Annotated in this window: 18 protein-coding genes; 6 read left to right on the top strand and 12 right to left on the bottom strand. The window is 47.6% G+C overall.

The genetic code is table 11. From position 1 onward, the window contains the following. Positions 1–574 precede the first annotated feature (574 nt). The 7 genes from ccsA to CIK90_RS13660 form a co-directional block, all read right to left on the bottom strand. Positions 575–2,578 carry a cytochrome c biogenesis protein CcsA gene (gene ccsA, locus CIK90_RS13690; protein ID WP_094436459.1) on the bottom strand — a complete coding sequence of 668 codons (2,004 nt, stop codon included), beginning with the start codon at positions 2,576–2,578 and terminating at the stop codon, positions 575–577. Between the two features lie 34 nt (positions 2,579–2,612). Further along, on the bottom strand, positions 2,613–3,755 hold the full coding sequence (locus CIK90_RS13685) for a Rid family hydrolase (RefSeq protein WP_094436457.1): 1,143 nt from the start codon (positions 3,753–3,755) through the stop codon (positions 2,613–2,615). 14 nt (positions 3,756–3,769) lie between these two features. After that, entirely contained in the window at positions 3,770–4,483 is a 714-nt protein-coding gene (locus CIK90_RS13680; RefSeq protein ID WP_158214966.1) for a hypothetical protein, read from the bottom strand. Between the two features lie 23 nt (positions 4,484–4,506). Then, positions 4,507–5,793 carry a porin gene (locus CIK90_RS13675; protein WP_094436453.1) on the bottom strand — a complete coding sequence of 429 codons (1,287 nt, stop codon included), beginning with the start codon at positions 5,791–5,793 and terminating at the stop codon, positions 4,507–4,509. Positions 5,794–5,856: 63 nt separating this feature from the next. Further along, positions 5,857–7,266: a di-heme oxidoredictase family protein gene (locus CIK90_RS13670; protein ID WP_371327205.1), complete on the bottom strand. Its 1,410-nt coding sequence runs from the start codon at positions 7,264–7,266 to the stop codon at positions 5,857–5,859. Between the two features lie 148 nt (positions 7,267–7,414). After that, positions 7,415–8,566, bottom strand: a complete 1,152-nt coding sequence (locus CIK90_RS13665; protein WP_094436449.1) for an imelysin family protein — start codon at positions 8,564–8,566, stop codon at positions 7,415–7,417. Between the two features lie 39 nt (positions 8,567–8,605). Then, complete coding sequence (locus CIK90_RS13660) at positions 8,606–10,006, bottom strand: hypothetical protein (protein WP_094465903.1); 1,401 nt, start codon at positions 10,004–10,006, stop codon at positions 8,606–8,608. Positions 10,007–10,225: 219 nt separating this feature from the next. On the opposite strand from CIK90_RS13660, the gene CIK90_RS13655 reads away from it, so the two are divergent. After that, the gene (locus tag CIK90_RS13655; protein WP_094436445.1) at positions 10,226–10,603 is read left to right on the top strand and encodes a hypothetical protein; all 378 of its coding nucleotides are present in this window, start codon (positions 10,226–10,228) and stop codon (positions 10,601–10,603) included. 80 nt (positions 10,604–10,683) lie between these two features. Beyond that, positions 10,684–11,643: a LuxR C-terminal-related transcriptional regulator gene (locus tag CIK90_RS13650; RefSeq protein ID WP_094465902.1), complete on the top strand. Its 960-nt coding sequence runs from the start codon at positions 10,684–10,686 to the stop codon at positions 11,641–11,643. 4 nt (positions 11,644–11,647) lie between these two features. On the opposite strand, the gene CIK90_RS13645 is transcribed toward CIK90_RS13650, so the two are convergent. From CIK90_RS13645 to CIK90_RS13625, 5 genes are all read right to left on the bottom strand, one after another. Then, positions 11,648–12,271 (bottom strand): response regulator transcription factor, encoded by a 624-nt coding sequence (locus tag CIK90_RS13645; RefSeq protein ID WP_254046370.1) that lies wholly within the window; start codon positions 12,269–12,271, stop codon positions 11,648–11,650. Between the two features lie 400 nt (positions 12,272–12,671). Beyond that, on the bottom strand, positions 12,672–13,832 hold the full coding sequence (locus CIK90_RS13640) for a sodium ion-translocating decarboxylase subunit beta (protein WP_173815665.1): 1,161 nt from the start codon (positions 13,830–13,832) through the stop codon (positions 12,672–12,674). Between the two features lie 32 nt (positions 13,833–13,864). Continuing rightward, positions 13,865–14,320 carry an acetyl-CoA carboxylase biotin carboxyl carrier protein subunit gene (locus CIK90_RS13635; protein WP_094436443.1) on the bottom strand — a complete coding sequence of 152 codons (456 nt, stop codon included), beginning with the start codon at positions 14,318–14,320 and terminating at the stop codon, positions 13,865–13,867. Positions 14,321–14,322: 2 nt separating this feature from the next. Continuing rightward, complete coding sequence (locus tag CIK90_RS13630; RefSeq protein WP_094390083.1) at positions 14,323–15,363, bottom strand: OadG family protein; 1,041 nt, start codon at positions 15,361–15,363, stop codon at positions 14,323–14,325. A 57-nt stretch (positions 15,364–15,420) separates the two neighbouring features. Next, the gene (locus CIK90_RS13625) at positions 15,421–17,112 is read right to left on the bottom strand and encodes a putative transporter (RefSeq protein ID WP_094390082.1); all 1,692 of its coding nucleotides are present in this window, start codon (positions 17,110–17,112) and stop codon (positions 15,421–15,423) included. A gap of 201 nt (positions 17,113–17,313) precedes the next feature. Here CIK90_RS13625 and mutA point away from each other — a divergent pair, with 201 nt between their 5' ends. The 4 genes from mutA to CIK90_RS13605 all read left to right on the top strand — a co-directional run bounded on the left by mutA (position 17,314) and on the right by CIK90_RS13605 (position 26,722). Then, the gene (gene mutA / locus CIK90_RS13620) at positions 17,314–19,164 is read left to right on the top strand and encodes a methylmalonyl-CoA mutase small subunit (protein WP_094390183.1); all 1,851 of its coding nucleotides are present in this window, start codon (positions 17,314–17,316) and stop codon (positions 19,162–19,164) included. Positions 19,165–19,168: 4 nt separating this feature from the next. Then, positions 19,169–21,334, top strand: coding sequence for a methylmalonyl-CoA mutase (gene scpA / locus CIK90_RS13615; protein ID WP_094390081.1), 2,166 nt, complete (start codon positions 19,169–19,171; stop codon positions 21,332–21,334). Positions 21,335–21,570: 236 nt separating this feature from the next. Next, positions 21,571–24,456, top strand: a complete 2,886-nt coding sequence (locus CIK90_RS13610; RefSeq protein WP_094390080.1) for a putative LPS assembly protein LptD — start codon at positions 21,571–21,573, stop codon at positions 24,454–24,456. 4 nt (positions 24,457–24,460) lie between these two features. Continuing rightward, positions 24,461–26,722 carry a cation:proton antiporter gene (locus tag CIK90_RS13605; protein ID WP_094465901.1) on the top strand — a complete coding sequence of 754 codons (2,262 nt, stop codon included), beginning with the start codon at positions 24,461–24,463 and terminating at the stop codon, positions 26,720–26,722. Positions 26,723–26,768: the final 46 nt, after the last annotated feature.

Genomic DNA, 26,768 nt, shown 5'->3' with positions numbered 1-26,768 from the left:
AATACTGATTAAGACCAAAAAGCACAAGAGGGCCACCATGTGGTTGCTCTTAGTCATAGTTATACATGTATAAGTATTTTGATGTAAGTTTATTTCGTTTGTTGAAAGTCCAGCCGTGATGGCTGGGCTTTTCTGATTTCTTGCGACCGCCACAGCCCATGTTTTGATGATTTATCTAACGTAGTTTTGTTGTCCGTGTAACATATTGATGTTCAAAAGGTAATATCCATAGCTTGGCAAATCAAATTGTTTTCCTCGGCAAATCAAATTGTTTTCCTCGGCAAATCAAATTGTTTTCCTCACCAAATCAAATTGTTTTCCTCACCAAATTCATTGAAATTGCTGACCAAATTCATTGAGATTGCTGAGCAAATTCATTGAATTTACTGATCCATGTACCTTGTGAACGGATGCAATGTAATGATAAATTGTGTGTATGCGGCTTTGTGAAAGGATGTGGAAAATAGAATTTTGATGGCGTGAGAAACCAAGTGGCGGCTTTCTGCAGATAGATACTCTGCGAAAGCATAGGGAGAGTGATGGGGCAGAAAGCTGTTTGTAGGCTGTGCGTGCGTCATGCATAGCTGTGCATGCCACCAAGGAAATAGTTGACACCGAAGTAGGTCATCAACACCGAGAAGAATGCGATGAGCATATAAAGATGGTATGCCACAGGTCGATGGGGCGCAAAGAAAGTGGTGCGGTGTAGTGGAACGGCATAAACGAGCAGGGTGATGAGTGCCCAAACCTCTTTCGGATCCCAGCTCCAATACTTTCCCCACGACACGTTAGCCCATACCGCACCGAGGAATATGCCGCCTGCCAACAGGAAAACGGCTGGATATAGCATCAGTTGAGACAGTACGGTGAGCAATTCCTCGTGGCCGGTATGGCCACGATGATGGGCTATCAGAGCCACTATGCCACTCATCATGGTGAAAGCCAAGAGTGCATAAGCCATCATGACGAGGCTGACGTGGATGGTGAGCAATGGCGACTGGAGTACGGGCATGAGTGATGTAATCTGCGGATTCATCTCGCTCAGATGGGCTATCAGTAGGGTGAACCCCGACAGCAGCAGGGCAAACGGAACGATAATAGATAGGCGGCGATGGAACATCACACCGACGGTTTGCAGCGCAAGAGCGAGAAAAAGCATGGTTTCAAAGCCGTTGCCCAAGGGGATGCGACCGCTGATGTACCAGCGCAAAGCATAGCCTGCCACCAATACCAACCACGATAGTCCTCCCAAGAGGCAGACCGTTTGCCATAAGCAATGGCGGAAACGAAACGCAGGGATGAGCAACAGGCAGAATGCCAATATGCCCAAGGTGAGATTGGTTATAAACAGCAGACTGACAAAGGGTATGCGGTTGTAACATATCTCTGCCACGAGGCGGTGCTGATTGATAGCCACACCACTTGCCGGGCGCAACAGTTCACCTTCGGTGAGCATCAGTATGATGCCCACTTTCTCGTCGAGATCTCTGACAGCCTTAGTTTCCCCACCGCAGGCAATGAGTTGTTGCAGTCGATACTGACCTGTATTGTCGAAGAGATCGGCAAGGCGGGCATATTTACCGTCGATGCCCAACTGTTGGCGCAACTTGCTGTCTTTCACCAAGAGCATTGGTTCGTCAGACCAAGTCTCAGGACGCTGCATCCAACCATATAACACTTGTTCGGCAGTAAGTCCTTTATAGGAGGTGCGCCCATAGAGTTTAAGTAGGAAATCGCGTGCCAGCGTGTTGAGTGGTGCTATTCGGTCGTTATAGACCACCGGCATTTCAGCCAACCGATTGGCTCGTTCTGCCGTGATAGTAGGCACACTTCGGGCATGTACAGACATGGAGCAAACTATCAGCAGCATGAGTGTAGCACCATGGCGCAACAGGGGTGACCGCAGTAAGCGACCGAATGTTTCGCGCCGGTCGATGAGCAACCAGACCATCGATAATGCCAGTAATACATAGCCGCCATAGCTGATGGGAGTGCCCCATGGGTCGTAGTTGACTGTAAGTACCGAACCTTGACGGTCAGGGTCAAACGATGTTTGGTAGAAACGATAGCCCTCCACCTCAAGAATATGGTTCATCGAGATGGTGGCTTCATGGTGTTGACGGTCTGCCGTAATGTAGGTTACCTGGCTCTGAAAGTCTTGTGGCGCCTCTGTACCAGGATAGCAAACTACGGAGAAACCTTGTAGGGTCATCTGCTGAAAAGGCAATGGTGCCGACAGCTGTGAGTCTTTGATGGTGTAGCAATCTGCCGGTTGGCCTTTGCGCAAATGGAGTGTGCCCTCGCTACTGGTCAGCCATGAGGCGGCAGCCCCTGCCAGTATCAGCAACAGTGCAGCATGAAGCAACATCACACCCAGTCGCCGCCAGAGGCGCATGCGCCATATAGCCGCCATGCCCCCCAAGGCCATCAATGCCCAAAGCGCAAAGAACCATGAGGTGTGATAGACATGTGTGGCAGCATACGAAGCCCCATGGCGTTGCTCCACGAAGGTGGCAACAGCCATGGTGGCTATGAGTATGGTCATAAGCAGCGTGAGAACGATGCGGAGATGCTTCATCTTTGGATGTTGTAACGTAAACTTTACAATGTTATCAGAATGGGTTGAACTGCGGGTGGTGGGTCTTGCGCACTGCCATGCACTCCATTTCAATCAGCCAACCCGGTCGGCATACTGGTGCGTGGACTATCACGTAGGGATGTCCAGGGAAGCGTTCGGCAAACAACTGACTGACTACAGCATAGTCGGCAGTGTCGCGCAGATAGACCACCATCATGCCTACGTCCTCCATGGTGCAGTCGGCTTCAGCCAACAGCGCTTCTACATTCTCCCACATGCGGTGGGTCTGACGGCGAATGTCCTTGGGATAGACAATCTGCCCCTTGTTGTCGATACTGGCAGTGCCCGATATAAACACTTGTCGGCGGTCGCCATAATCGACCATGGTGCCTCGCTCAAAGCTCACACCATACTCGCTGGTGCGGTTCAGGTGGGTAGGAGCATAGAGATATGCCACTTGCTCTTTCTCAATACCAGCCACGGCATAGGTGTCCAACTGTGTCAGCACGTTAGGGTCTGCCTGTCTGCCACCAATGCCGGTAGAGGCTATGAAGTGGGTCTTGGCAGTAAGTCCTTGGGTGAAGAAGAACTGGTTTCTCGCACGCACCACACCGCCATAGTTCAAATCCACATCGTTGACAAAAAACCAAGTGCGTATGCAGTTGTCCTTCAGCGTGCATCCCTCCTCAATGAGCTGCAGGTTGTATTCGTTGAAAAGCAGGCGAGTCTGATATTCAGAGTTGGTTGCCATGTTGTGGGCACTGCCGCTCCAAAGGTGACGGTAAGCACCGTGGCGCACCTCATAAAGGCCACTTTGACCTATTCCGGTCTGTACGTCGGTCATCAGATAAACCCACAGTGCCACCTTGGTGCCGTCGAGCGGAGCCTGCTGGATGATACTTTTGGCACAATCGGTCATATCGGCGGCAGCCACTTCATCTTCCTGATTGGCAGAGTCGCTTAGGAAATAGCGCTTGAAGATGCAGCGTGCACCATGCAAAGTGTTTTCTACCAGTGTGGAATAGGCATCCATGATGGCTTGCAACTGCTGTGGAAAATCCATAGTGGCATCATCGACATGGATTATGGCATGGTATTCTTTCACTGCCGTGTCATTGTCGAAACAGAAGATGTCGGCATGTGCCTTTTCGTATTGTATCGTGTTCAGTCTATTCATATCTTTCTTTGATGTTATTGCTCTGCACCTCCGTCAATCCAACTGTCGATAAGGGGCAGGATAAGTTCTGCGTTCTTTTCCGACACAAGGTCGAAGTGGTTCATAGAGATACCCTCTACATGTTCGTTGTGTAGCACCATGTGTAGCACACTCTCTGCGGCATTGCCAGGCGCTACGAGTTGGTGACCTTCCACTTTTCTGGATGCCACACCTACCAGTGCTGCATACGATTTGCCTGCCGTAAGGTTGAGGCCTGCTGCGGCATGATTGCTTGCGCCGTGGCAGTTGGCACAGGTTGTGTTGAGGTATCCCTGCTGTATAGCATTGAGCATACTGGCATCTACGGTGCCCAACTCCAGTCGGATGGTGTCGCGCACACCTTCGGTTGCCACTTCGCTAAACGTCACTACGTTTCTGCGCAGACGGTCGAGCACACAGAGGCGAACACTCGTCACCTGGTCGGGAATATTGTTCAGCGTCATGCTCACCTGTCCGTCGGCATTGGCCCGAACGGCTTTAGAGATGCTGGCATAGTCATCGCCTTCGGCAAAGCCTGCCAGTGACACGGTGTAATTATCGGTCCAATGGTCCAAACCAGTAATGGTTGCCGTGAGTCGGGCTGATCGTCCGGTGGTGTCAACAGCCACCTCATTATAGATGCGTCCGTCGTCGCAGGCTGCCAACAGCAGTACAGCGATGGCAGCAAATGCGAAGATACGGATTTTCATTGACTTATACAAATATTTCATCATTAAAAAGCAAATTGCATCATGATACATGCGGTATGGGTAGCAATGCCGAGGTCATCGAGGTCGCGGTCTAATTGTGTGGCATGTCCGGTACGACCGATATACTGATACATGGCAGACAGTTTCAGATTGGTGTTAGGTACAAAATAGTTGACCACGGCTGCCGGCATGTTGAGAAAACCGTCTTTTGAAGAACCATTGCGGTCCATGAAGTCGTAACGCACGCCCAATTGCCATTGTGGAGCTACGAAATAGCCTGCTTGTGCATATCCTCCCCAGAAGTCATAAGTCTTGTCTATCTTCTGACGGTCGGTGAATCCAACATGCATGTAGTAGGCTTCGGCAGCAAAATACCATTTGTTTTTCAGCCAGGCAAACTCCAAACCGGCGCGGAAGTCGTTGGTACTCTCGTTTTCTGCCTCGTTGTTGTAGTTGGCGCTGATGCCGATAAGCATCTTGTCGAGATGTTGCATCTTGGCATTACCCTGTGTCATGGGCATCGGACCATTAGGCATATAGGTCAAACGACCAGCGTAGAGCAGTGAAGGCAAATGGTTGTCGTCGCTGAAACCTTTGGTGGCACTGTTGACAGATGGCCCTGTTCCGTTGAAAAGTCCTGCTTCATAGCCAAACTTATTGTTGATGACGCCATGCACCTCAAAGCCCAAGTCGAATCCGGTACCTATGCTTGGGGTGACGGCATTGAGGGAGTAGGGTAGGATGCTGCTTGCAGTCAGCGAAGTGGGAACCTGTGGAAACAATGTCTCGCCAAGTGTGGTGAGGTAGGCATGTGTGAAGGGTGTCTTGAATTTACCAGCGCGGAAACGCAAGGCAGGACTAACGGCATAGTCAATCCATGCCTGTTGCAACACATTGCCACCCGATGCTGCGGCATTGATACTAATGTTGTAATCGATCTTACCGAATGCCTTACCGGTGAAACCGATGATGGCATAGGGAATGGCAAAGCCACTGTTGGCAATGTTATCTTGATTATAGGCTTTGTCAAGTCCCTCGTCGTCGTAGTATTTCATGTTGAGCGTACTCTGCACATACATATAGGGCTTGAACACGAAATTGCCATCCTTAGACTGAAGGGTGAAGCCACGGTCGTCGGCAATGGGCAGCACGCCGTTCTCCATATCCATTTTGCCAGTGGTGTTGTCGGCACTCTCGGTGTTGGCGTTGGCAGCAAATTCGCTGTTGTTTTCTATCTTTTCTGTCTCGGCAAAAGCACCTGCTGAGAGCAGAGAGGCCATAATGATGGCCATGATTCTGTTGTATTTCATTGGTTGTATTTGTTGGTTTTTACCTGATTGTTGTTGGATGATACGTCTGACAAGATGCTTGAATTAAAGTGACCAAAGGAATTGTATCAGCTGGTTGCGCTGTTGTTTGGTCATGTTCTTAAACTTGTTTTTGGAGGCTTCGCCCTCGCCGCCGTGCCACATAATGGCTTCGGTGAAGTTGCGAGCCCGGCCATCGTGCAGGAAATAGGTGTGTCCGTTTACCTTTTTCTGCAGACCGATACCCCACAGCGGGGTGGTGCGCCATTCGTTTCCACGAGCCAGACCACTCACAAAATTATCGTTCAAACCCACGCCCATGATTTCTGAACCCATGTCGTGGAGTAGATAATCGGAGTAGGGGTGTATGGTTTGTCCTCCAAGCCAAGGCAATGTAGTGCCTGCCAGCAAGGTGGTGCCGCGCTTTTTGGTATGCAGCGTAGTGACGTGGCACAGGTGGCAGCCTGCCTGATAAAAGAGTTTCTGACCTTCAATGACGTCGGGATCGTTGACATTGCGACGGGCAGGAACAGCAAGTGACTGCATGTAAAGATCGACATCTTCCATCTGCTCTGTGGTGCAGTCCAGTTGTTGATAGGACAATCCCATCATCGAACCATCCTTCATCTGTGATTGTCCTTCACAGATCTCCTCTGGATAACGGCTGTTGGTGAGGCCCATATCGCTCGAAAAGCCCAGTTCGACGGTCAAATCGGCATGTTGCGCCTTGTTGCCGGAAAGTCCCAGTTGGCGCACACCACGCTCAGTGATGTAGTTGCAGCGACCGCTGATGCCCCATTCTGGATAGTTGCTCTTGCGTGCCAATGCCTCTATTTCGTTGGGGTCGAGCGCCATCATCTGCCCCATACCTACGTGGCGAAGCGGAACACGAACGGTGCAGAAGAGATCCTCAGGACGGATACTGTCGGCATACCATTCGGTGATATGCCATTTAGGGACGCAGAGCGTGTATTTTTCACCGTCTGGAAAGGAGTATGTCATCGAGTCAATAGTCACTTTTAGTTTGCCTTCAGGCTTCACACCATAGATGGCTTGGTCGTGAATGACGCGGCCATAGTTGGGAAAGAATGTTCCGTTGCGACGAGTGATGTAGATCAGCGAGGAGGTAAAACCGTACTGTCCGGATCCGTCATCGCTTCCGTTTTTGAAGTTTGTCCAATAGGTTGGTTCCGTGCGACCGGCATTACGGTGGCAACTGCCACAAGAGTAGCCTGCATAGACGGGGCCGAGGCCGCCGCCATAGCCATTCTCGTTGGCAGATTTGACATTGTCGTAGAGTTGGTCGCCAGAGCTGAACCGTGAACTATAAGCCCCTGATAGCCATCTTGCGCCTTGGTCGTAGGCCACCGATGAACTATAGAAACCGGTGGAAGTGCCTGCTGATAGTTCGTAGCCAGTGGGCACATCGATGTCGGTCACATCGAGTTTTTCATCGTCGGTGCAGCTACCAAGCATGGCCAGAGCGGTCAACAGCAAAGGGAAATGCAGCCATTTATTCATGTTTAGTATGTTTCTTTTTGTTTGCCACGATAGCGAAGGCGAGGAAATGGTGACTTTCCTGCCTTCGCCATGTGTGGATAATATGGTTCTTGTGTTCGCAATTTTATTTCACGGTGCGTGCTTTACCATCTTTGAAGATGAGGAATTCCAGTGTGTGGAAACCGCGGAGACTCTGTGCTGATTCTATCTTGTCGTCGCTCTCGCCTTCTTTCCAGTTGAGGTTAGAGAAGTCTTGCGACTTCAGAATCTGTACAATCTGTGACTGGTCGAGAGGCCAGCTGTCCATGTTGGGGTCAAGTCCAAGCTCATCAACAGGACCGAAGAGGAAGGCCTCACTCTGTTCCCAAGGAGCACGAGCATCGAGCCATGCCTGAGCGCAAGCAGAGAAATTTGCATTTGAAGGACTGGCCTTGAAAGCACGAACTGCGGTGTCGAGAGCTGCATTCTTTTCTGCCAATTCCTTGTAGGTAGGCAGTACTACTGCATCAACATACTGTTTGACGATGGGATCAAGAGTGGCATCGTCGTTGATGTTGGCATCGAAATAAGGTTTGAGTTCCTGTTCGATGAAGTTTACGAGGTCGGCACAGGCATTCATGGCAGCTACAGTTTCGGTGGTGTTGATATTGTTGCGGAATGGCTGTGTAATAGCATAGATGGCATCGGCTGCTGCGGCAATCTTCTCTTTGGCTTCGGTATCGAGTGTAGCATTCTTCTTGGCGAGTAGTGCTGACAAAGAATTGCTGTTGATGCTACCATCGCGTGAACCATAATAGGCATTGCGGATAGAGTAGATGTTGTTGCGATAGTCGTCGCGAGAATGCCAGCTGTACCATGATTCTACGGCATAGAGTGCTTCGGTTTTGTTGCCGGCAGTGTATTTGCTGTATGGGTCGCCAATCTTGGTGTCGCCAACCTCACCTGCAATGTCGATACATCCTTCGAAAATCTGATCCACACAGTCGATGGCTGACTTATATTCTGTGGTGTTATGGTTCTTGAAGGTGTTGGCATAGCCATTGTTCCATTGGTTGTAAAGGGTGTTGGCATCCTCTTTCAGCAGGTTGGATACAGTTACCATGTAGTTTGCCCATTGCTCGGCATAAGCAGAACTGTAGTCAAGATCTGATGCCTGACTGGGGTCGATGATTGGATTGTTGACGTCGTTTTTGTCATCGCCACAGCTGACAACAGTGGCGGAGAGTGTGCATACTGATACCATCAGCAGTGCGTACTTAAAAAACTTTTTCTTCATGAGTCTGTATTGTTTTGTTGCTTATAATTTGCTTATTGGTTATTTCTTAGCGAACCACAGCATGTATGCCACACCGATACGCAGTTCGTTTTCGCTATTGTATTGGCTCGTGCCAAACATCTTGGAGGTGCCTATCTGACGAGTGGTGTAGTCGGCTTTGACTACCAAGTTGGGTAATGGACGCCAGTTGGCACCGATACTCCATAAGCTGACTTGGCATCGCTTATCGGCAATCAAACCTGATTCACATTTCTCTTGTGGGTTATAATAGTTGTAGTGCACGAAAGGATAGATAACGGGGAAGTGGGATACACCGGGGAAAAACGATTTGAGGTTCACACCTACTTCGGCGCTCCAATCTACTGCGCGCTTGGCAACAGGTCCCATACGACTGTAAGGCGACTTGTTGGAGTAGTATTTGTTGGCGGCAGTGAGTCCTGTGGTCTCAGTGATATTGCCAGAAAGGTAGTTGGCACGTGCGGTTACATAACGGTTGCTGTACTGTGCATCAAAGGAGTAGAGCAGTACGTTGATGTCGCCCATGTTGGCATAGGTAATGAGTTTGTCGGCGTTTTTGCCTGCCTTGGGATTGTAGAACATAGATGCTCCGACTCGCAAACCGGCTATTCCGCGCCAATCCAGACGTAGCGTATAGGCAGGAGCAGTGAAATTGTCGGTTTCAAGAAATCCTTGTTTCCCTCCTTGTATCCAGTTGTATGAGTCGAAACCATTGGGGTTCAGACCTGCTGTTACCAGTGCTTGATAATCGAAAGTGGCAGCTCCTTTGCCTAATGTACCGAATAGTTCTACACCAGTCTCGTGCCAGGTAGAAGCCATAATCGTGGTCGCACCCTCTGGTCGTGCGGCTGTAAAGAAGTTCAAAGGTTCGTGATGGGCGTTGGTAAGTCCTACGGGAATGATGAGATGTCCTACGCGAACATTGAATTGTGGAGCGATGAGTCGGGTGATGTGGAATTGTTCGAGGGCAACTTCGCCACCTTTTTCCATTTCTGTTTCATATTCGCCATTCTCACTGCCTGACTGTGCTTCCATCTCTACGGCAGAACCTGTTCCACCTGCTTCGAATTCTATTTCGGCAGAAAGAATCCATTTGGGAGTAATCTTATATTCGCCTTGAAGGATGAAGCGAGGAATGGAAATCTCGTTGTGGTTGATCTTTGTATTGCCTACGCTATTGCCATAGAAGCGGTTCAATCCGTAATCTTTGAAGGTGGCAAGCATCTCACCGTAGCTTCCGATGCGCCATTTTTCATAGTCGTTGCTGTTACTCTTTTTGGGTTGAGCGGCTTTTGGCGCTGTCTCATTGCTTGTTGTTGCATCCTGAATTAGTGCATCGTTGTTGTCTTGTGAACCGATGGCCATTGCGGAAGTAGCGGTCAACAGGCCAGCTGCCATCATCAGAAATTGTCTCTTGTTCATGTCTTTGCGTCTTGTATCGTTTATTTTTCGGCTGCAAAGGTACGGTGCTTTGATGAGGCATGCAATACTCAAAAAATGTGAAATAGTGTAACGAAGGCTTTATCCGCGATACTTAATCGTGGTGATATAAAATAGTTTTTAAAGATTTTCTTTTTGCTCTATTTGTTTTGTATAATGCGCTCTTTTTGATAACTTTGCACGTTGAAATCAAACGTTACAATGGGAAGAAACAAATATTCGGCTGATGAAATCAAACAGATAGCCAAACTGCTTCGCCTGAAAAATGCAAGCAATAGAGCTGGACAGAAACAAGTGCGTCACGACTTGCGCACGCAGTTTGAATTTAATATCTCTGACTTTAATGAGCCTGGAAAGGCTTTCGGTGAGGAAGAACTCCATGAGGCAGTGCGTCGTGGCGCTATTCAGATACTTGATGATGCTACCATTGAGGCGATGAAAGCCAAACGGGCACGTGATAAAGCAAGCGATGAGGCGGCCCGCCAGCAAGAAGCACTTGACAAAGGAGAACAGACCGACTGGCAGGAGGCATTGCGCGAATGGAAAGAATGGGAGAATCAGAACGATACCCAAAAATAGGTATTGTGGTTGGAAAGTATTGTCGGTTTGTCTGAAAATGACTAATTTTGCAGCGTATTAATATATATAGGTAAGCAACAATGAAAACTCTGAAAATGTATGAAGCAAGCGATAAGATGGTGACGCTTATGCGCGATAACTATCATCTATTGCAGACCTTGGAGAGCTTTGGCATTCATCTCGGATTTGGAGATAAGACTGTAAAAGAGATGTGTGAGGAGAATAATGTGGATACTTATACCTTTCTCGCTGTGGTCAATTACACTATTAACGGACATACGGACTTCAATGACGATGCACAGCTCGATGTACGTACACTGTTGCATTATCTGGAAGCGAGTCATACTTATTTTCTTGACTACCAATTGCCAACCATACGCAAGAAACTGGGTGACTGTCTGGACAGCGATAATGCCCTCGGACAATTGATAATTAAGTTCTTTGATGACTATGCTAGAGAAATTCAACGTCATATGCGATATGAGGAACAAACTTTGTTCCCTTATGTGGAGGCATTGCTCAATGGTGAGGCAAAGAAAAACTATAATGTTGATACCTTCTCCAAACACCATGAATCGACAGACAGAGTGCTGATAGAACTTAAACTGATGGTGATTAAATATCTGCCTTCAGACGGCAAAACCAACAATAAACTCATGGCGGCGCTATACGACATCTATAACAATGAAGAGTGGTTGCGTAATCACGCTAACGTGGAAGACTACATTTTTACTCCTGCCATACGCAGATTGGAGAACCAACTGAAGCAAGATAAGGTGACGCAAAATATCTCTACGATGGTCAATAAAAGCGGCAATGATAATAATGACATGCTATCAGACCGTGAACGGGAAGTGATAGTTTCATTGGTTCAAGGCATGGCGAACAAGGAAATCGCCGATCATCTCTGTATCTCGGTCAATACGGTCATTACCCATCGAAGGAATATTGCTCGCAAACTGCAGATTCATTCGCCTGCAGGACTTACTGTTTATGCCATTGTCAATGGCTTGGTAGATATTTCAAGTGTAAAACTATAGCCGATCAGATACGGTTGATATCCACATAACCGTTCATCACAGCATAGATGGTGAGTGCGCTGACACTCTTGATATTGAGTTTCTCCATAATGTTACGGCGGTGGGTGATGACGGTAGAGAGACCTATATGTAGTTGGTCGGCAATCTCTTTGTTGATGTGACCTTCTACAATCAGTATCATCACCTCTATTTCACGATCACTCAATATTCGAGAATTTGATTCCCCCTGCATATTGGGTAAGTTGCGTCCGCCCTTGTGGGCATGTTGTTCCATCGCAAGCAATTGCTTGACAAGGTGATCTTCTGGTTGGTTAACACACAATGAATGAAAGCCTGATAAACCTGATGCTTCTTCGTTCTGCAGCGTCAGCACGATAGTTTTACGCTGGCGTTCCATGAAAAACGAACGATGGCGCAATACCACGCTGATATCTACAAAATAGTGGAAATAACTATCAGGACGATTGGCTTCCAGTTCTGTAAGTGTACCGTAGGTATCTACTTCCATGATAGGCATTACGTCTTGGAGAATATGGCGAAGCCCCAATGCTGCAAGTGCATTAGGATCGATGATGGCAATGCGTGGTTTGGGCATGACTGCCCCCTGTTGTGTATTGTGTCTGTCCATTGTGTTTTCGAAAACTTCCGCAAAGGTAAAATGAATAATTGGTTCTACCAAATTTTTTTATAACGAATCTGTTTGATGGATATACCATACAGGCTGTTAGTCTGCTGAGAATATAGCATCTACTTGCTTTAGTTGGGGTTCGGTCGATGTTCGACAAACGCTGAAATAAGCCATCGAACACCACCGGTAAGGCTATGTCATACAAAGTTTTAAACTCAAGTGGTGTTCGAGTGTCCGATAATAATTGAAAACTGAAATTTATATATGCTATCATACCCGCGTTTGGAGTATGATGAACCTTCCTGTTAAACCACTGATAGAGGCTGAAAGACACGCGGGAAAACAAAAGCAGGACTTCCCAAAAGAGAAATCCTGCTGATGATATCATGTCTTTGCTTATCTACGAAAGGAAACCAAGCAGGGTACCGGCAGCAACAGCCGAACCGATTACACCGGCTACATTCGGACCCATGGCGTGCATGAGAAGGAAGTTGTGACGGTCGTATTCCAATCCGAGGTTGTTGGAAATACGTGCTGCCATAGGTACGGCACTTACACCAGCGTTTCCAATCAGTGGATTCAACTTCTTATCCTTTGGCAGGAAGAGGTTCATAATCTTCACGAAACATACACCGCTCATAGTGGCGATGATGAATGCACCAGCACCGATAGCGAAGATATAGATGGTGTTTATAGTCAGGAACTCTGATGCCTGAGTAGAACAACCTACGGTCAAACCAAGGAGCATTACCACGATGTCGTTCAGAGCAGCACCAGCTGTCTTTGCCAAACGAGTGGTCTTGCCCGATTCTTTCAGCAGATTACCGAAGAAGAGCATACCCAAAAGAGGAAGGCCTGAAGGCACGAGGAATGTGGTGAGAAGCAATCCAACGATTGGGAACAGAATACGCTCGGTCTGACTTACCTGACGCGCTGGCTTCATCTTGATGACGCGCTCCTTTTTGGTGGTAAGCAGACGCATCAATGGTGGCTGAATCAGTGGAACAAGAGCCATGTAGGAGTAAGCACAAACAGCAATGGCACCCATGAGGTTGGGAGACAATTTTGATGAAAGGAAAATGGCTGTAGGACCATCGGCGCCACCAATGATAGCAATACCAGCAGCCTGGTTTGGTTCGAAACCCAATAGCAAAGCGAACATATATGCACCGAAGATACCAAACTGTGCTGAGGCTCCAATGAGCATCAGTTTAGGATTGGCCAACAGGGCAGAGAAGTCTGTCATGGCACCAATGCCAAGGAAGATAAGTGGCGGGTACCATCCCTGGCGGACACCTTGATAGAAGATGTTCAGCACAGAGTTGTCTTCATAAAGTCCAATCTCCAGTCCGGCATCAGCACGGAAGGGAATATTGCCCAGAATGATGCCTAATCCAATAGGAACAAGCAATAGGGGCTCGAAGTCCTTCTTGATGGCAAGCCAGATGAAAAGCGCTCCGACTGCTATCATGATGAGGTTTCCAGCCGTAGCATTGGCAAAACCAGTGTAGGTCAGAAACTCATTGAAGTTTTCTGCTATGAAATGTAAGAAATCCATAATCTTGCGTGTTTATCACATTTTTTATTTATCGATTAACCGATGGTCAGCAGTGCGCTGCCTTCCATTACGACATCACTTACATTGACATTGATAGCGGTTACGGTACCTGCGTATTCTGCCTCGATGTTGTTCTGCATCTTCATGGCTTCAAGCACGACAAGTGTATCGCCAATGGCTACGGTGTCACCGACCTTCACATTGATAGAAGTGATGGTGCCTGGCAGTGGAGCCTTTACTACATTGCCACTTCCTGCTGCGGCAGGAGCAGCAGCCTGAACCGGCTTTGCTGTTGGTGCAGCGGCTGCAGGAGCAACGGGAGCTGCAACCTTTGGCTTCACAATAGTAGGATGCTTAGCTGCATTGATAGGCTGCTGGAGCTCTACTTCAAACGGAATTCCGTTTACGTTTACTTTGGCGATGTTGCCTTCTACTTCCTCGATTTCTACATCGTAGTCAACACCTTGTACTTTATACTGATATTTCTTCATTGTTATAATGCGTTATTAGTGGTTGTGGGAATTTGGGGAGCTGCATGGTCGGAGGGAACGACGGGATCGTGGAAATGTGTCATTTGTGAATATTCGTCGTCCCAACGGGTTGGTTTCGGCTGGATGGTAATCACACCGCTTTCTACGTCGTGAACATCATCCTCATATTGACTGAGGGCCATACCGATGACCGCCATATATATTTCACGGTCGATACCTTTTGTTTTCAGACCATCTTGCAATACGTTACCAGTGATGCGGCTAACCTCCATTGCTGTCTCAACAGTTTTGGTGATTGGTTTGAGTGGTTGTTTGTTTGCCACCTTCTTCGCTGTTTCAAGATGCTTCATAAGCAGACCGAACAAGGAGAATACAATCCAAAGCAGGGCTAAGCAAATGAATACAATACCCATTGCCATGATGGTAATGGCAAATCCATGGGGGTCTTCGCGTTTAAACTTGTCAACCTTTGATTCGCTAACAGTAGTGATGTTGGATATACCTGGAGTAACACGGTCGGCTGATTTTACTTCCCAGTCGGCGGCTGTGCCGTTGTTGGCTATACGAGCATACGATTGATCGGCTTTCAGTACCGGTACGGTGACTGAGTCAATCAATTGTGTGGCATTACCGTTGTAGAGTGCAATCCACAATGACTTTGTAGAGTCAACAGGTGTTGTCAGATGCAGTGAACCCAAATGGGGCTGACTGTTGAGAAAGAGTACAAGGTGCTGACGACCACTCAAGTTTGTGCGCAATTCTCCGTTGGGGATGATGCTCATGCGCTTGATGCGTTCGGGCACGCTCATAGAACGCTGGAGAACGGAGCGGTCAGTGGTAATATACATACCACGGATATTATAGGTTGAGTGAGAGATGTTCTCTATCTCAACCCATGCTTCACGCTGTCCGTATTCGTCCTGCAGGCTGGCGCGGTTGTTGGTCATCACTTCGTTCAGCTTGATGCTTGCATCCATTTGGGCATGCATGGCGGAAGTGCCTGCCAGCAACATAGCGCTTAACAGAAATCCGAATTTTGTCATGTTAGTAATGTAATGTATAATTATGTAAGTTTTTCGTATTATATGTATTATCGGCTGTTATCCGCAGAAGAACAGCACGATGATTTGGGCCGTGAAGATGCGAAGGAACATCGACAGCGGATAAACTGTTGAGTAACCTACAGCAGGGGCTTCGCGAGTACAGATTGAATTGGCGTATGCCAATGCGGGTGGGTCGGTATATGTACCGGCAATCATTCCTGCGATGGTGAAATAGTTGAATTTGAAATAAAGACGAGCTATAGGACCTACGATGAGGATTGGAATGATGGTTATGAGGAAACCGGTCATTACATAGAGCAGACCGTCACCTTCTACAACAGTCTCAAAGAAGTTGGCTCCTGCCTTGATACCCACACTTGCTAAGAAGAGTACCAGACCGATTTCGCGCAACATCATATTGGCCGATGTCGTTGTATAGGTTACCAATTTTACTTTATAACCATAACGTCCGATAAGAATTGCGATAATCAGCGGACCACCTGCAATACCGAGCTTCATTGGAACAGGCATTCCTGGGAATGCTACGGGCAGTGAACCGAAGATAATACCGATGATGATGCCCACGAATATCGTTGCAATATTTGGGGCATCAAGGCGACGGATAGAGTTACCCATCTCGTTGGCTACACGGTCAACAGCGTCTTCAGGACCTACTACCATAATGCGGTCACCCACTTGAAGAGGCAGACTGCTGGAGGCAAAGATATCCATGCCCTGACGGGTGATACGGGTTACATTGACACCATGTACACTTGAGAAATGCAACGATGCCAGCGATTTTCCGTTCATCTTGGGGTTGGTTACCAAGACACGCTTTGATACGAAAGGTTGGTCCTGTTGTTCCCAGTTGACCTGTATCACTGGACCGATAAAGGCGATGATAGCCTCGGCATCAGCTTCTGTACATACAATATAGAGTTGGTCACCTTTGTGGAATACGGTGTTGCGGTTTGGAATGCTCACGTGACCTTCGTGCAGAATACGTGAACATACAAAGTCGCGGTTCAAAAAGTCGTGAACCTGTAACATCGTTTTTCCTTCAAGGTAAGTGTTGGTCACTTCAAGGTGCATCTTGTGAGGCTTCTGATTGGCTTTCACACCTTCATGCTCGTTGAGTTCGTCTTCTTCTTTCTCCAAGCGAACCTTGCATATATACCTTATTAATATAGTGGCACCAATAATACCCAATACACCGAGTGGATAAGCACAAGCGTAAGCCGATGCTATCTGTGGTGCATTGTCGGTAAATACCGAACCCAATGCTTCGTTGGCAGCACCAAGTCCTGGTGTGTTGGTCACAGCACCATAGAGCGTACCGACCATCATTGGTAGGTTGCAGACGTTGGATGTGTCGAAGAAGATGAAGTAGCAGGCAAACATCACAAGAATGTTGAGTAGGATAGTCGTTATGGCCAATCCGTTCAGCTTGATGCCTGTAGTACCAAAACTCTCAAAGAAACCAGGTCCAACCTGTAGTCCTATCATGAAGACAAACAGTATAAGACCGAAGTCTTGAATAAATGTCAAGATGGGAAGTGGGGCAGTAAATCCAATGTGGCCAGCCACAATGCCAGCAAACAACACAAAGGTGACACCCAGCGAGATGCCTCCAATCTTGATTTTTCCCAAATATACACCAGCGGCAATCACCACGGCATACAGTAGCGCAATATGCGCCACAGAATCAGTTGTGGTAAATAAATCTTTTAACCATTGAAATGCTTCCATAACATGCTTTTTCTTACAGCATGCAAAGGTAGCCAAAAATTGCGCAATAGCATAATTTTTGTGCATCTTTTTTTTATAAATATCAAAATATTATTAAATCTTTCGGCGGTTCAAAAATTATTTGTAACTTTGTAGGCCGCAATACATGTGTGCATAACCGAATTTGACTACAACGAAACAACTTACATAATCATTCAAACTATGGCTAACAAAGAAAAACTCTTCACCGAGTTTCAGGCGCCAACCACACAAGAGTGGCTGGACAAGATTGAAGTCGATCTGAAAGGTGCTGACTTCCAGAAACGACTCGTGTGGAGAACCAATGAGGGTTTCAACGTACAACCCTTCTACCGCCGTGAAGATCTGGCAAACTTGAAAACTCCAGATGCACTTCCCGGTGAGTTCCCATTCGTTCGTGGAAATAAAAAAGACTCTAACGAGTGGTATGTTCGACAGAACATCGTCGTTACCGATCCTGTAGAGGCCAACAAAAAGGCACTCGACATTCTGATGAAGGGTGTAAACTCTATCGGATTCCGTTTTGACGGTGATCTCGTTAGTGCCGATTTTATCGACAAGTTACTGAAAGATATCCGTTTGGATATTGTAGAGGTCAGCTATCGTACATGCCCATGTCATGTTCTTGAACTGGCAGAAATTCTGAAAGCTTACTTCGAGAAGGAAGGCTATGATAAGGAAAAAATCGTGGGTGGTGTAGGTTTCGATCCCATAGACAAGATGATCCAAAAGGGTAAGGATACCAGCAAGGTACTTGCCAAACTCCCTCAGGTGGTTGAGGCTTTCAAGGAATATCCCAATCTGCGCTGCGTTATGGTACACACCGACACGCTGAACAATGCCGGTGCATATATCGTACAGGAACTCGGCTATGCCCTTGCTTGGGGTAATGAGTATCTTCAGCAGTTGGTGGATGCCGGCGTAGATGTAGATCTTGCAGCCAAGAGCATCAAGTTCTATATGGGCGTTTCTGAAAACTATTTCATGGAAATTGCCAAGTTCCGCGCAGCTCGTCTGTTGTGGGCCCAGATTGTAAAACAGTACGAGCCTAAGTGCGACTGCTCTTGCAAGATGGTAATCAACGCTTCTACTTCTACTTACAACCAAACTGTGTTTGACAGCTATGTTAACCTGCTCCGCTCACAGACAGAGGCAATGAGTGCTGCCCTTGGCGGTGTTCATTCACTCGTCGTAACTCCGTTTGACGTAGTATATGAGAAGCCAACCGATTTCTCAGAGCGCATTGCTCGCAACCAGCAGTTGCTCATCAAGGAAGAGAGCCATTTCGATCGTATCGTCGATCCTTCTGCCGGTTCTTACTATATCGAACACCTCACTGATGCGTTGGCTCAGGAGGCTTGGAAGATTTTCCTCAAAGTGGAAGAAGAAGGCGGATTCCTCGCTGCTGTTAAGAATGGCACCGTACAGGATGATATCAATGCTACCAATGTGAAGCGTCACGGCGATGCTGCTAAACGCAAAGAGTTCCTTCTCGGAACAAACCAGTTCCCCAACTTCACAGAGAAGAGCGAAGGCAAACGCGCCCTCGGACCTTGTGCATGTGGTTGTGGAAAGGCAGAAGAAACTCCTTTCAAGAAGCTCGAAACCACTCGTTTGGCTGCCGACTTCGAGAATCTCCGCATCCATACTGAAGAGGCCAAGACACCTACTGCGTTTATGTTGACCATTGGTAATTTGGCTATGCGTCAGGCTCGTGCACAGTTCTCTTGCAACTTCTTGGCTTGTGCCGGTTATAAAGTTATCGACAATCTCGGCTTCAAGACCGTAGAGGAAGGCGTTGATGCTGCACTTAAGGCTGGTGCAGATATCGTAGTACTCTGTTCGTCAGACGATGAATATGCAGAGTATGCCATCCCAGCATTCAAGTATTTGGACGGACGTGCCATGTTTGTAGTGGCAGGAGCTCCTGCATGCATGGACGACCTGAAGGCCGCTGGTATTGAGAACTTCGTACACGTTCGTTGCAACGTGCTTGAGACTTTGAAAGAGTACAATCAAAAGTTAGGCATCTAAAGTTATGAGAAAAGATTTCAAGAATATTGATATTTATGCCGGCATCCACGCCACCGATGGCGCAGCCTGGCTGAAAGAGAACCACATCGTGCCTAACTGGAAGACACCAGAGCACATTGAGGTTCGTCCCGTATATACCAAAGAAGACCTTGAAGGCATGGAGCACCTCGACTTCACAGCAGGTATCCCTCCATATCTCCGCGGTCCGTATAGTATGATGTATCCATTCCGCCCATGGACTATCCGTCAGTATGCCGGATTCTCTACTGCAGAGGAGTCGAATGCATTCTACCGTCGTAACCTCGCCAGTGGTCAGAAAGGTCTGTCTGTAGCCTTCGACTTGCCCACCCACCGTGGTTATGACCCCGACAACGCTCGCGTAGTTGGCGACGTTGGTAAAGCAGGTGTATCTATCTGTAATGAAGAGAACATGAAGGTGCTCTTCTCAGGTATTCCCTTGAACAAGATGTCTGTCTCGATGACCATGAACGGAGCTGTGCTTCCTATTTTGGCTTTCTATATCGTAGCAGGTCTGGAGCAGGGTGCTAAGCTGGAAGAGATGGCAGGAACTATTCAGAACGATATTCTGAAAGAGTTCATGGTGCGTAATACCTATATTTATCCACCTGCATTCTCAATGAAGATTATTGCCGACATCTTCGAGTTTACCTCACAGAAGATGCCTAAGTTCAACAGTATCTCTATCTCAGGTTACCATATGCAGGAAGCTGGTGCTACTGCCGACATCGAATTGGCATATACACTTGCCGACGGTATCGACTATCTGCGTACTGGTGTTAATGCAGGTATTGATGTGGATGCTTTCGCACCCCGTCTGTCGTTCTTCTGGGCTATCGGTATGAATCACTTCATGGAGATTGCCAAGATGCGTGCAGGTCGTCTGTTGTGGGCTAAGATTGTGAAGAGCTTCGGTGCTAAGAATCCAAAGTCACTCGCTCTGCGTACCCACTCTCAGACTTCTGGTTGGTCGCTGACCGAGCAGGATCCTTTCAACAATGTAGGCCGTACCTGTATTGAGGCTATGGCAGCTGTATTGGGTCATACTCAGTCGCTCCACACCAATGCTCTTGACGAGGCTATTGCCCTGCCTACTGACTTCTCAGCTCGTATTGCTCGTAATACCCAGATCTATATTCAGAACGAGACTAAAGTCTGCAAGCAGATTGACCCATGGGCAGGTTCATACTATGTAGAGACCCTGACCAACGAGCTCGTTCATAAGGCTTGGGAGCATATTCAGGAAATCGAGAAACTTGGTGGTATGGCAAAGGCTATTGAAACTGGTCTGCCTAAGATGCGTATTGAAGAGGCAGCTGCCCGCACTCAGGCACGTATCGACTCTGGTGTACAGACCATTGTTGGTACCAACAAGTATCGTCTCGACCATGAAGATCCTATCGATATCCTCGAGGTTGATAATACAGCAGTACGCAAACAGCAGGAAGAGTGCTTGGCAGAGGTACGCGCTTCACGTGATGAAGCCGCTTGTCAGGCAGCCCTCAAGGCAATTACCGAGTGCGTTCGCGATTTCAAGGAAGGCCGCAAGAGCGAGAACAACTTACTCGATTTGGCAGTGAAAGCAGCTCAGTTGCGTTGTACTCTTGGTGAGATCAGTGATGCCTGCGAAGAAATCGTAGGTCGTTATAAAGCAGTAATCAGAACCATTTCAGGCGTGTATAGTTCAGAAAGCAAGAACGACTCCGACTTTGAGAAAGCCTGCGAGTTGACCGAGAAGTTTGCGAAGAAGGAAGGTCGCCGTCCCCGTATCTTCGTTGCGAAGATGGGTCAAGACGGTCACGACCGTGGTGCAAAGGTAGTAGCCACCGGTTATGCCGACTGTGGTTTCGACGTGGATATGGGACCATTGTTCCAAACACCTGCCGAGGCTGCACGTGAGGCAGTTGAGAACGACGTACATATTGTTGGTGCATCGTCACTCGCCGCAGGTCACAAGACCTTGATACCTCAGCTGATTGAGGAATTGAAGAAACTTGGACGTGAAGACATCATGGTTATTGCCGGTGGTGTGATTCCCGCACAGGACTACGACTTCCTCTATAAAGCCGGTGTTGCCGCCATCTTCGGTCCTGGTACATCTGTTGCCAAGGCTGCCTGTGAGATGATGAAGATTCTTCTCGACGAGGAATAAATCGTACGCAGTAATCGTACATCGTACGAATATCCGATATCAAGAGCGTGTCATGACGTTGTGTCATGGCGCGCTTTTTATATTGTTATCTTTGTAAAGCAGTTCAAATCGATATCAATATGATGTTGTGTCGCGGTGGGTATTTTATATGTTGTCTATATGAGTATTACAAAAATTTACGTTAAACATCTGCCGATGTGTAAGTGAATTCATTTTTTCTTTGTACCTTTGCAGCCGTGAGAAAAAATATGCTCATCATATTGCTCTTTTTCGTCATTACATTTGTAATGGCGGAAATGCCTCGTTTGACCTTTCCTATACTTGGAGCGGCCAATACTGATGTGTCTGATTCTGTGGGTAAAGGGCAGACGGTCAATACGCAGTTGTTGCCCCATAGTGCCAAGTCCGACAGTACTGTAATTGATACCACAACACAGGTTCTTGCTGATACCGCAAAGATGGATTCATTGCAAAAAGCCATCTGGATGCACAACAAAGCTATTGACGACTCTTTGCGTGCCGACTCTATCAATCGTCAGCGTAAGAATGGTATTGATGCTCCAGTGGAATATACTGCTGAAGACTCTATGACCTATGAAGGTGCTTCAGGTTTAGCCCATCTGTATGGCCAGTCCCATGTGAAATATCAGGATATGGATTTGCAGAGTGATCAAATCTTCATGCAACTCGATTCCAGTTTGGTACATGCTACAGGTTCGCTCGACTCTCTCGGTAAGAAATTCGGTACACCAATATTCAAGATGGGTAGTGACACTTATGAGAACGACACTATAGCTTTTAATTTCAAGACCAAAAAGGGACTCATCAGCGATGTATATACCCAGCAGGATGATGGCTATATGACTGCCCAACTGGCTAAGCGTGGAGCCAATGGTGAGATTTATTTGCAACACGGTCGTTATACCACCTGCGACAAAGATCATCCCGATTTCTATATAGCCTTGTCACGTGCCAAGATGCGCCCAGGTAAGGATGTCGTGTTCGGTCCAGCTTATTTGGTAGTAGCAGATGTGCCATTGCCATTTGCCATACCTTATGGTTTCTTCCCTTTCAGTAAGAGTTATTCTTCTGGTTTTATCATGCCTACCTATGGTGATGAAACATCGCGCGGTTTCTACCTCCGTGATGGTGGTTACTATTTTGCCATCAACGACAAGATGGACTTGAAACTGTTGGGTGAAATCTATACCAAAGGATCGTGGGGACTCTCTGCAGCCTCCAACTATCGCAAACGCTATAAGTACAGCGGTTCGTTTTTTGCCAGTTACCAGAATACGGTGAATGGCGAAAAGAATATGCCCGACTATACCAAAGCCACCAGTTTCAAGGTGCAATGGAGTCACCGTCAAGACAGCAAAGCTAATCCCTATAGTTCTTTGTCTGCCAGTGTCAACTTTGCCACATCGAGCTATGAGCGCAACAACCTCACTTCGATGTACAATCCGCAGGCAATGACACAATCTACACGTACCAGCTCGGTATCATGGAGTACCACATTCTCCAGTATCGGCATGAGCTTGAGCTCAACGTTCAACCTCAACCAGAACATGCGTGACTCGACTATCGCCCTGACATTACCCGACCTCAACATCTCTATTTCGCGCTTCTATCCTTTCAAACGCCGTCATGCTGTAGGTAAGGAACGCTGGTATGAGAAGATCTCTATGAGCTATACCGGACAGTTGAGCAATAGCATCAGTACCAAGGAAGACCGTTTGATGCACTCCAGCTTGACACGCGATTGGCGCAACGGTATGCAGCATAGCATCCCCATTAGCGGCAATTTTACATTGTTTGGCTATCTGAATATCAATCCGTCGTTGACCTTCACCGACCGTATGTACACGCAGAAGCAGGAACTTTCGTGGGACGAAGCCACACAGACAGTGAAGCGCGATACCTTGCAGGGATTCTATAATGTCTATAACTGGGCTTTCAGCGTTTCGGCATCTACCAAGCTCTATGGTATGTATATCCCCAGTCGTAAAGTATTCGGCGACAAGATCATGGCGGTTCGCCACGTGGTAACACCATCTGTCAGCTTCAACTATGCACCAGACTTCAGTGCGTCGCGCTATGGATTCTACAAGACCTATCAGAAGACCGATGCCGATGGCAATGTGTCGCTTGTAGAGTATTCACCCTATGAGGGATCACTCTATGGTGTGCCAGGTCGTGGCAAAACTGGTAGTATCTCGATGGATTTGTCCAACAATATCGAGATGAAAGTGAAGAGCGATGCCGACTCTACGGGTGTGAAGAAAATCAGTATCATCGATGAATTGGGAGCCTCCATGTCGTATAACATGGCAGCAGAGGAACGTCCATGGAGTGACCTCTCTACACGTTTACGTTTGAAACTCACCAAGAGTTATACGTTGAATATCAATGCGGTATTTGCCACTTATGCTTATGAAGCCGATTCCGTAGGTGCCCGTCCTTACATCGGAACCCATACAGAATATAGTAAGGGCCGCTTCGGTCGTTTCCAGGGCATGTCGCAAAACCTCTCTTATACGCTTGATAACAAGAAAGTGAGCGACCTTATCAAGTGGTTGAAGGGCGAACGTCCTAAGCGTAAGAACGACCGCGACAGTCGTGCTAATCGTGATGACGACTACGATACAGGTGTTGAAACCAATGTCGATGAGGATATGGAACGTGGAAAACATGGTGCCCGTAAGGATAATGCCGGCAAGGCAGAGACCGACGAAGACGGTTATATGGCTTTCAATCTTCCTTGGTCGCTCAGTTTGGGTTATGGTGTCACCATGCGAGAAAACACCAGTGGCAAGTTCAATTACGATTCGATGCGCTATCCTTATAAGTTCACCCAGAACCTCAATGTCAGCGGTAACCTTCGCATTTCCGATGGTTGGAACATCTCTTTCTCTTCTGGTTATGACTTTGAAAACCATAAGATTTCAATGACCACTGCGTCACTGTCGCGCGACCTCCATTGCTTCAATATGTCGTGCTCGGTGGTGCTGGCACCCTATACGAGCTACAATTTCTCGTTCCGATGCAATGCAGCAACCTTGACCGATGCGCTGAAATACGATAAGCGCAGCAGCTATTCCAACGCAGTACAATGGTACTAAATCTATGGCAGAACTTCCCGCACTCGTCAAAGACCTTGCCCTCATCCTTGTGGTGGCAGCATTTGTCACGCTTATCTTCAAGCGACTGAAACAGCCTCTTGTCCTTGGATATATCGTAGCAGGATTCTTAGTTTCACCGCAGATGCCCTATACCATGTCGGTGATGGATCGTGCCAATGTGCAGATGTGGGCAGATATCGGTGTGATCTTTCTTTTGTTTTCCCTGGGTCTCGATTTTTCTTTCAAGAAGATTGTGAAGATGGGCATGGCTCCTGTCATAGCCGCTTGTACCATCATCTTCTGTATGATGATGGCAGGAATTGTAGTGGGCAAGGCATTCGGTTGGACCCACATGGACTCCATCTTCCTTGGCGGTATGTTGGCTATGTCGTCCACCACTATTATATATAAGGCATTCGATGACATGGGACTTCGCCAACAGCGATTCGCAGGAATGGTGATGAGTGTGCTGATACTGGAAGATGTGCTTGCCATTGTGATGATGGTGATGCTGTCTGCCATAGCCAGTGGCAGCAGTCCCGATGGTGGTCAGATGGTCGAGAGTGTATTGCGTATCGGATTCTTCTTGGTGCTTTGGTTTGTGGTCGGCATCTTTTTTATCCCTGCCTTCCTTCGTGCCACGCGCCGATTGATGAATGAAGAGACGCTACTCATCGTGGCGCTTGGTCTCTGTTGTTTCATGGCAGTATTCTCCACCAAGGTCGGCTTTAGCAGTGCATTTGGTGCTTTTGTCATGGGTAGTATTCTTGCCGAGACGGTCGAAGCCGACAAAATCGTGCGTTTGGTCGAACCAGTGAAAAATCTCTTCGGTGCTATTTTCTTCGTGTCGGTGGGTATGTTGGTCGAACCGCAGGTGCTGGTCGATTACGCCTGGCCCATCATCGCTATCACATTGACCATTCTTATCGGTCAGTCGGTATTTGGTTCGTTGGGATATCTCATCAGTGGCAATCCGTTGAAGACAGCCATGAAGTGTGGATTCTCTATGGCCCAGATAGGTGAATTTGCCTTTATCATTGCATCGTTGGGCTTGTCGCTTGGTGTCATAGGCCATTTTCTCTATCCAGTGGTTGTGGCAGTATCAGTTGTCACAACCTTTCTGACACCATATATGATACGCATGGCTGAACCCTGTTACAATATCATGGAGCGCCATCTGCCTAAGAAATGGATTGTGGCACTCAACCACATCACGATATCTCATCCGCAGACACCCTCTGCAGAAAACAAATGGAAGAGTCTATTGATACAGATGCTCCGCAATACGGTTATCTACAGCATCCTTTCCATTGCTGCCATCGTGTTGATGTTCACCTTCTTCTTGCCATTTGTGCGCAGCTTTTTCCCCTCATACGAACTTCACTGGTATGCCAATGCCATCTGCGGAATATTGACCGTGCTTATCATTTCGCCTTTCCTTCGTGCAATGGTGGTTAAGAAAAACCACTCTGATGAGTTTAAGGCACTGTGGGCAGAGAGTTGGGTCAACCATTTTCCGTTGATATTTACCATCATTGTTCGTGTGGTATTGGCTTGTGCTTTTGTCTTCTATATCATCAACTATCTGAGTCGTTTCAAGAATGCCATCATCATCTCCATAGCGTTGGCATTGGTTGTACTGATGGTATTGTCGCGCGGATTGAAGAAAGGAAGCATACAGATGGAGCGTCTCTTCATTCAGAACCTTCGTTCTCGCGATATTGAGGCACAAGTGCATGGTCGTCGCCGCCCACTTTATGAAGGGCATTTGCTCGACCGTGATGTCCACATGGCAGACTTCGATATTCCCTTCAACACCCGTTGGATGGGCAAGACCCTTCGTCAGTTGGCACTTGGTCAGCAGTTTGGTGTGCATGTCAGCAGTATTCTTCGTGCCGGTCATCGGTTGAATATTCCCGATGGCAACTATGTCATCTTCCCTGGCGACCGACTACAGGTAATCGGTAACGACGATCAGCTCCGCCAGTTGGGCGAAGCCATTAAGCGTGAGGTGTTGGGCGATGATATTGATTTCGAGAAACGCGAAATGAAGCTCCGTCAGATGGTCATCACCGGTTCAAGTCCTTTTGTTGGCAAGACCCTTGAAGAGAGTGGCATCCGTTCACAATACAGCTGCATGGTAGTCGGATTGGAGGAAGGAAAGGAAAACCTTTCTCAGATTCATCCCAAACGCAAGTTCCAGAAAGGCGATATCATCTGGGTGGTTGGCGAAAAAGAAAGCCTTGAGGCAATCCTCAAGGCTTGATATCGGTATCGTTTCCGATTTTTCTTAGACCTTGTCAGGTCTGTTT

This window comes from Prevotella sp. P5-126 (genome assembly GCF_002251185.1).
In the GTDB taxonomy this organism is placed as follows: domain Bacteria; phylum Bacteroidota; class Bacteroidia; order Bacteroidales; family Bacteroidaceae; genus Prevotella.
Note: the sequence above shows the minus strand (reverse complement) of the source record. Positions and strands in the feature narration are given on the sequence as shown.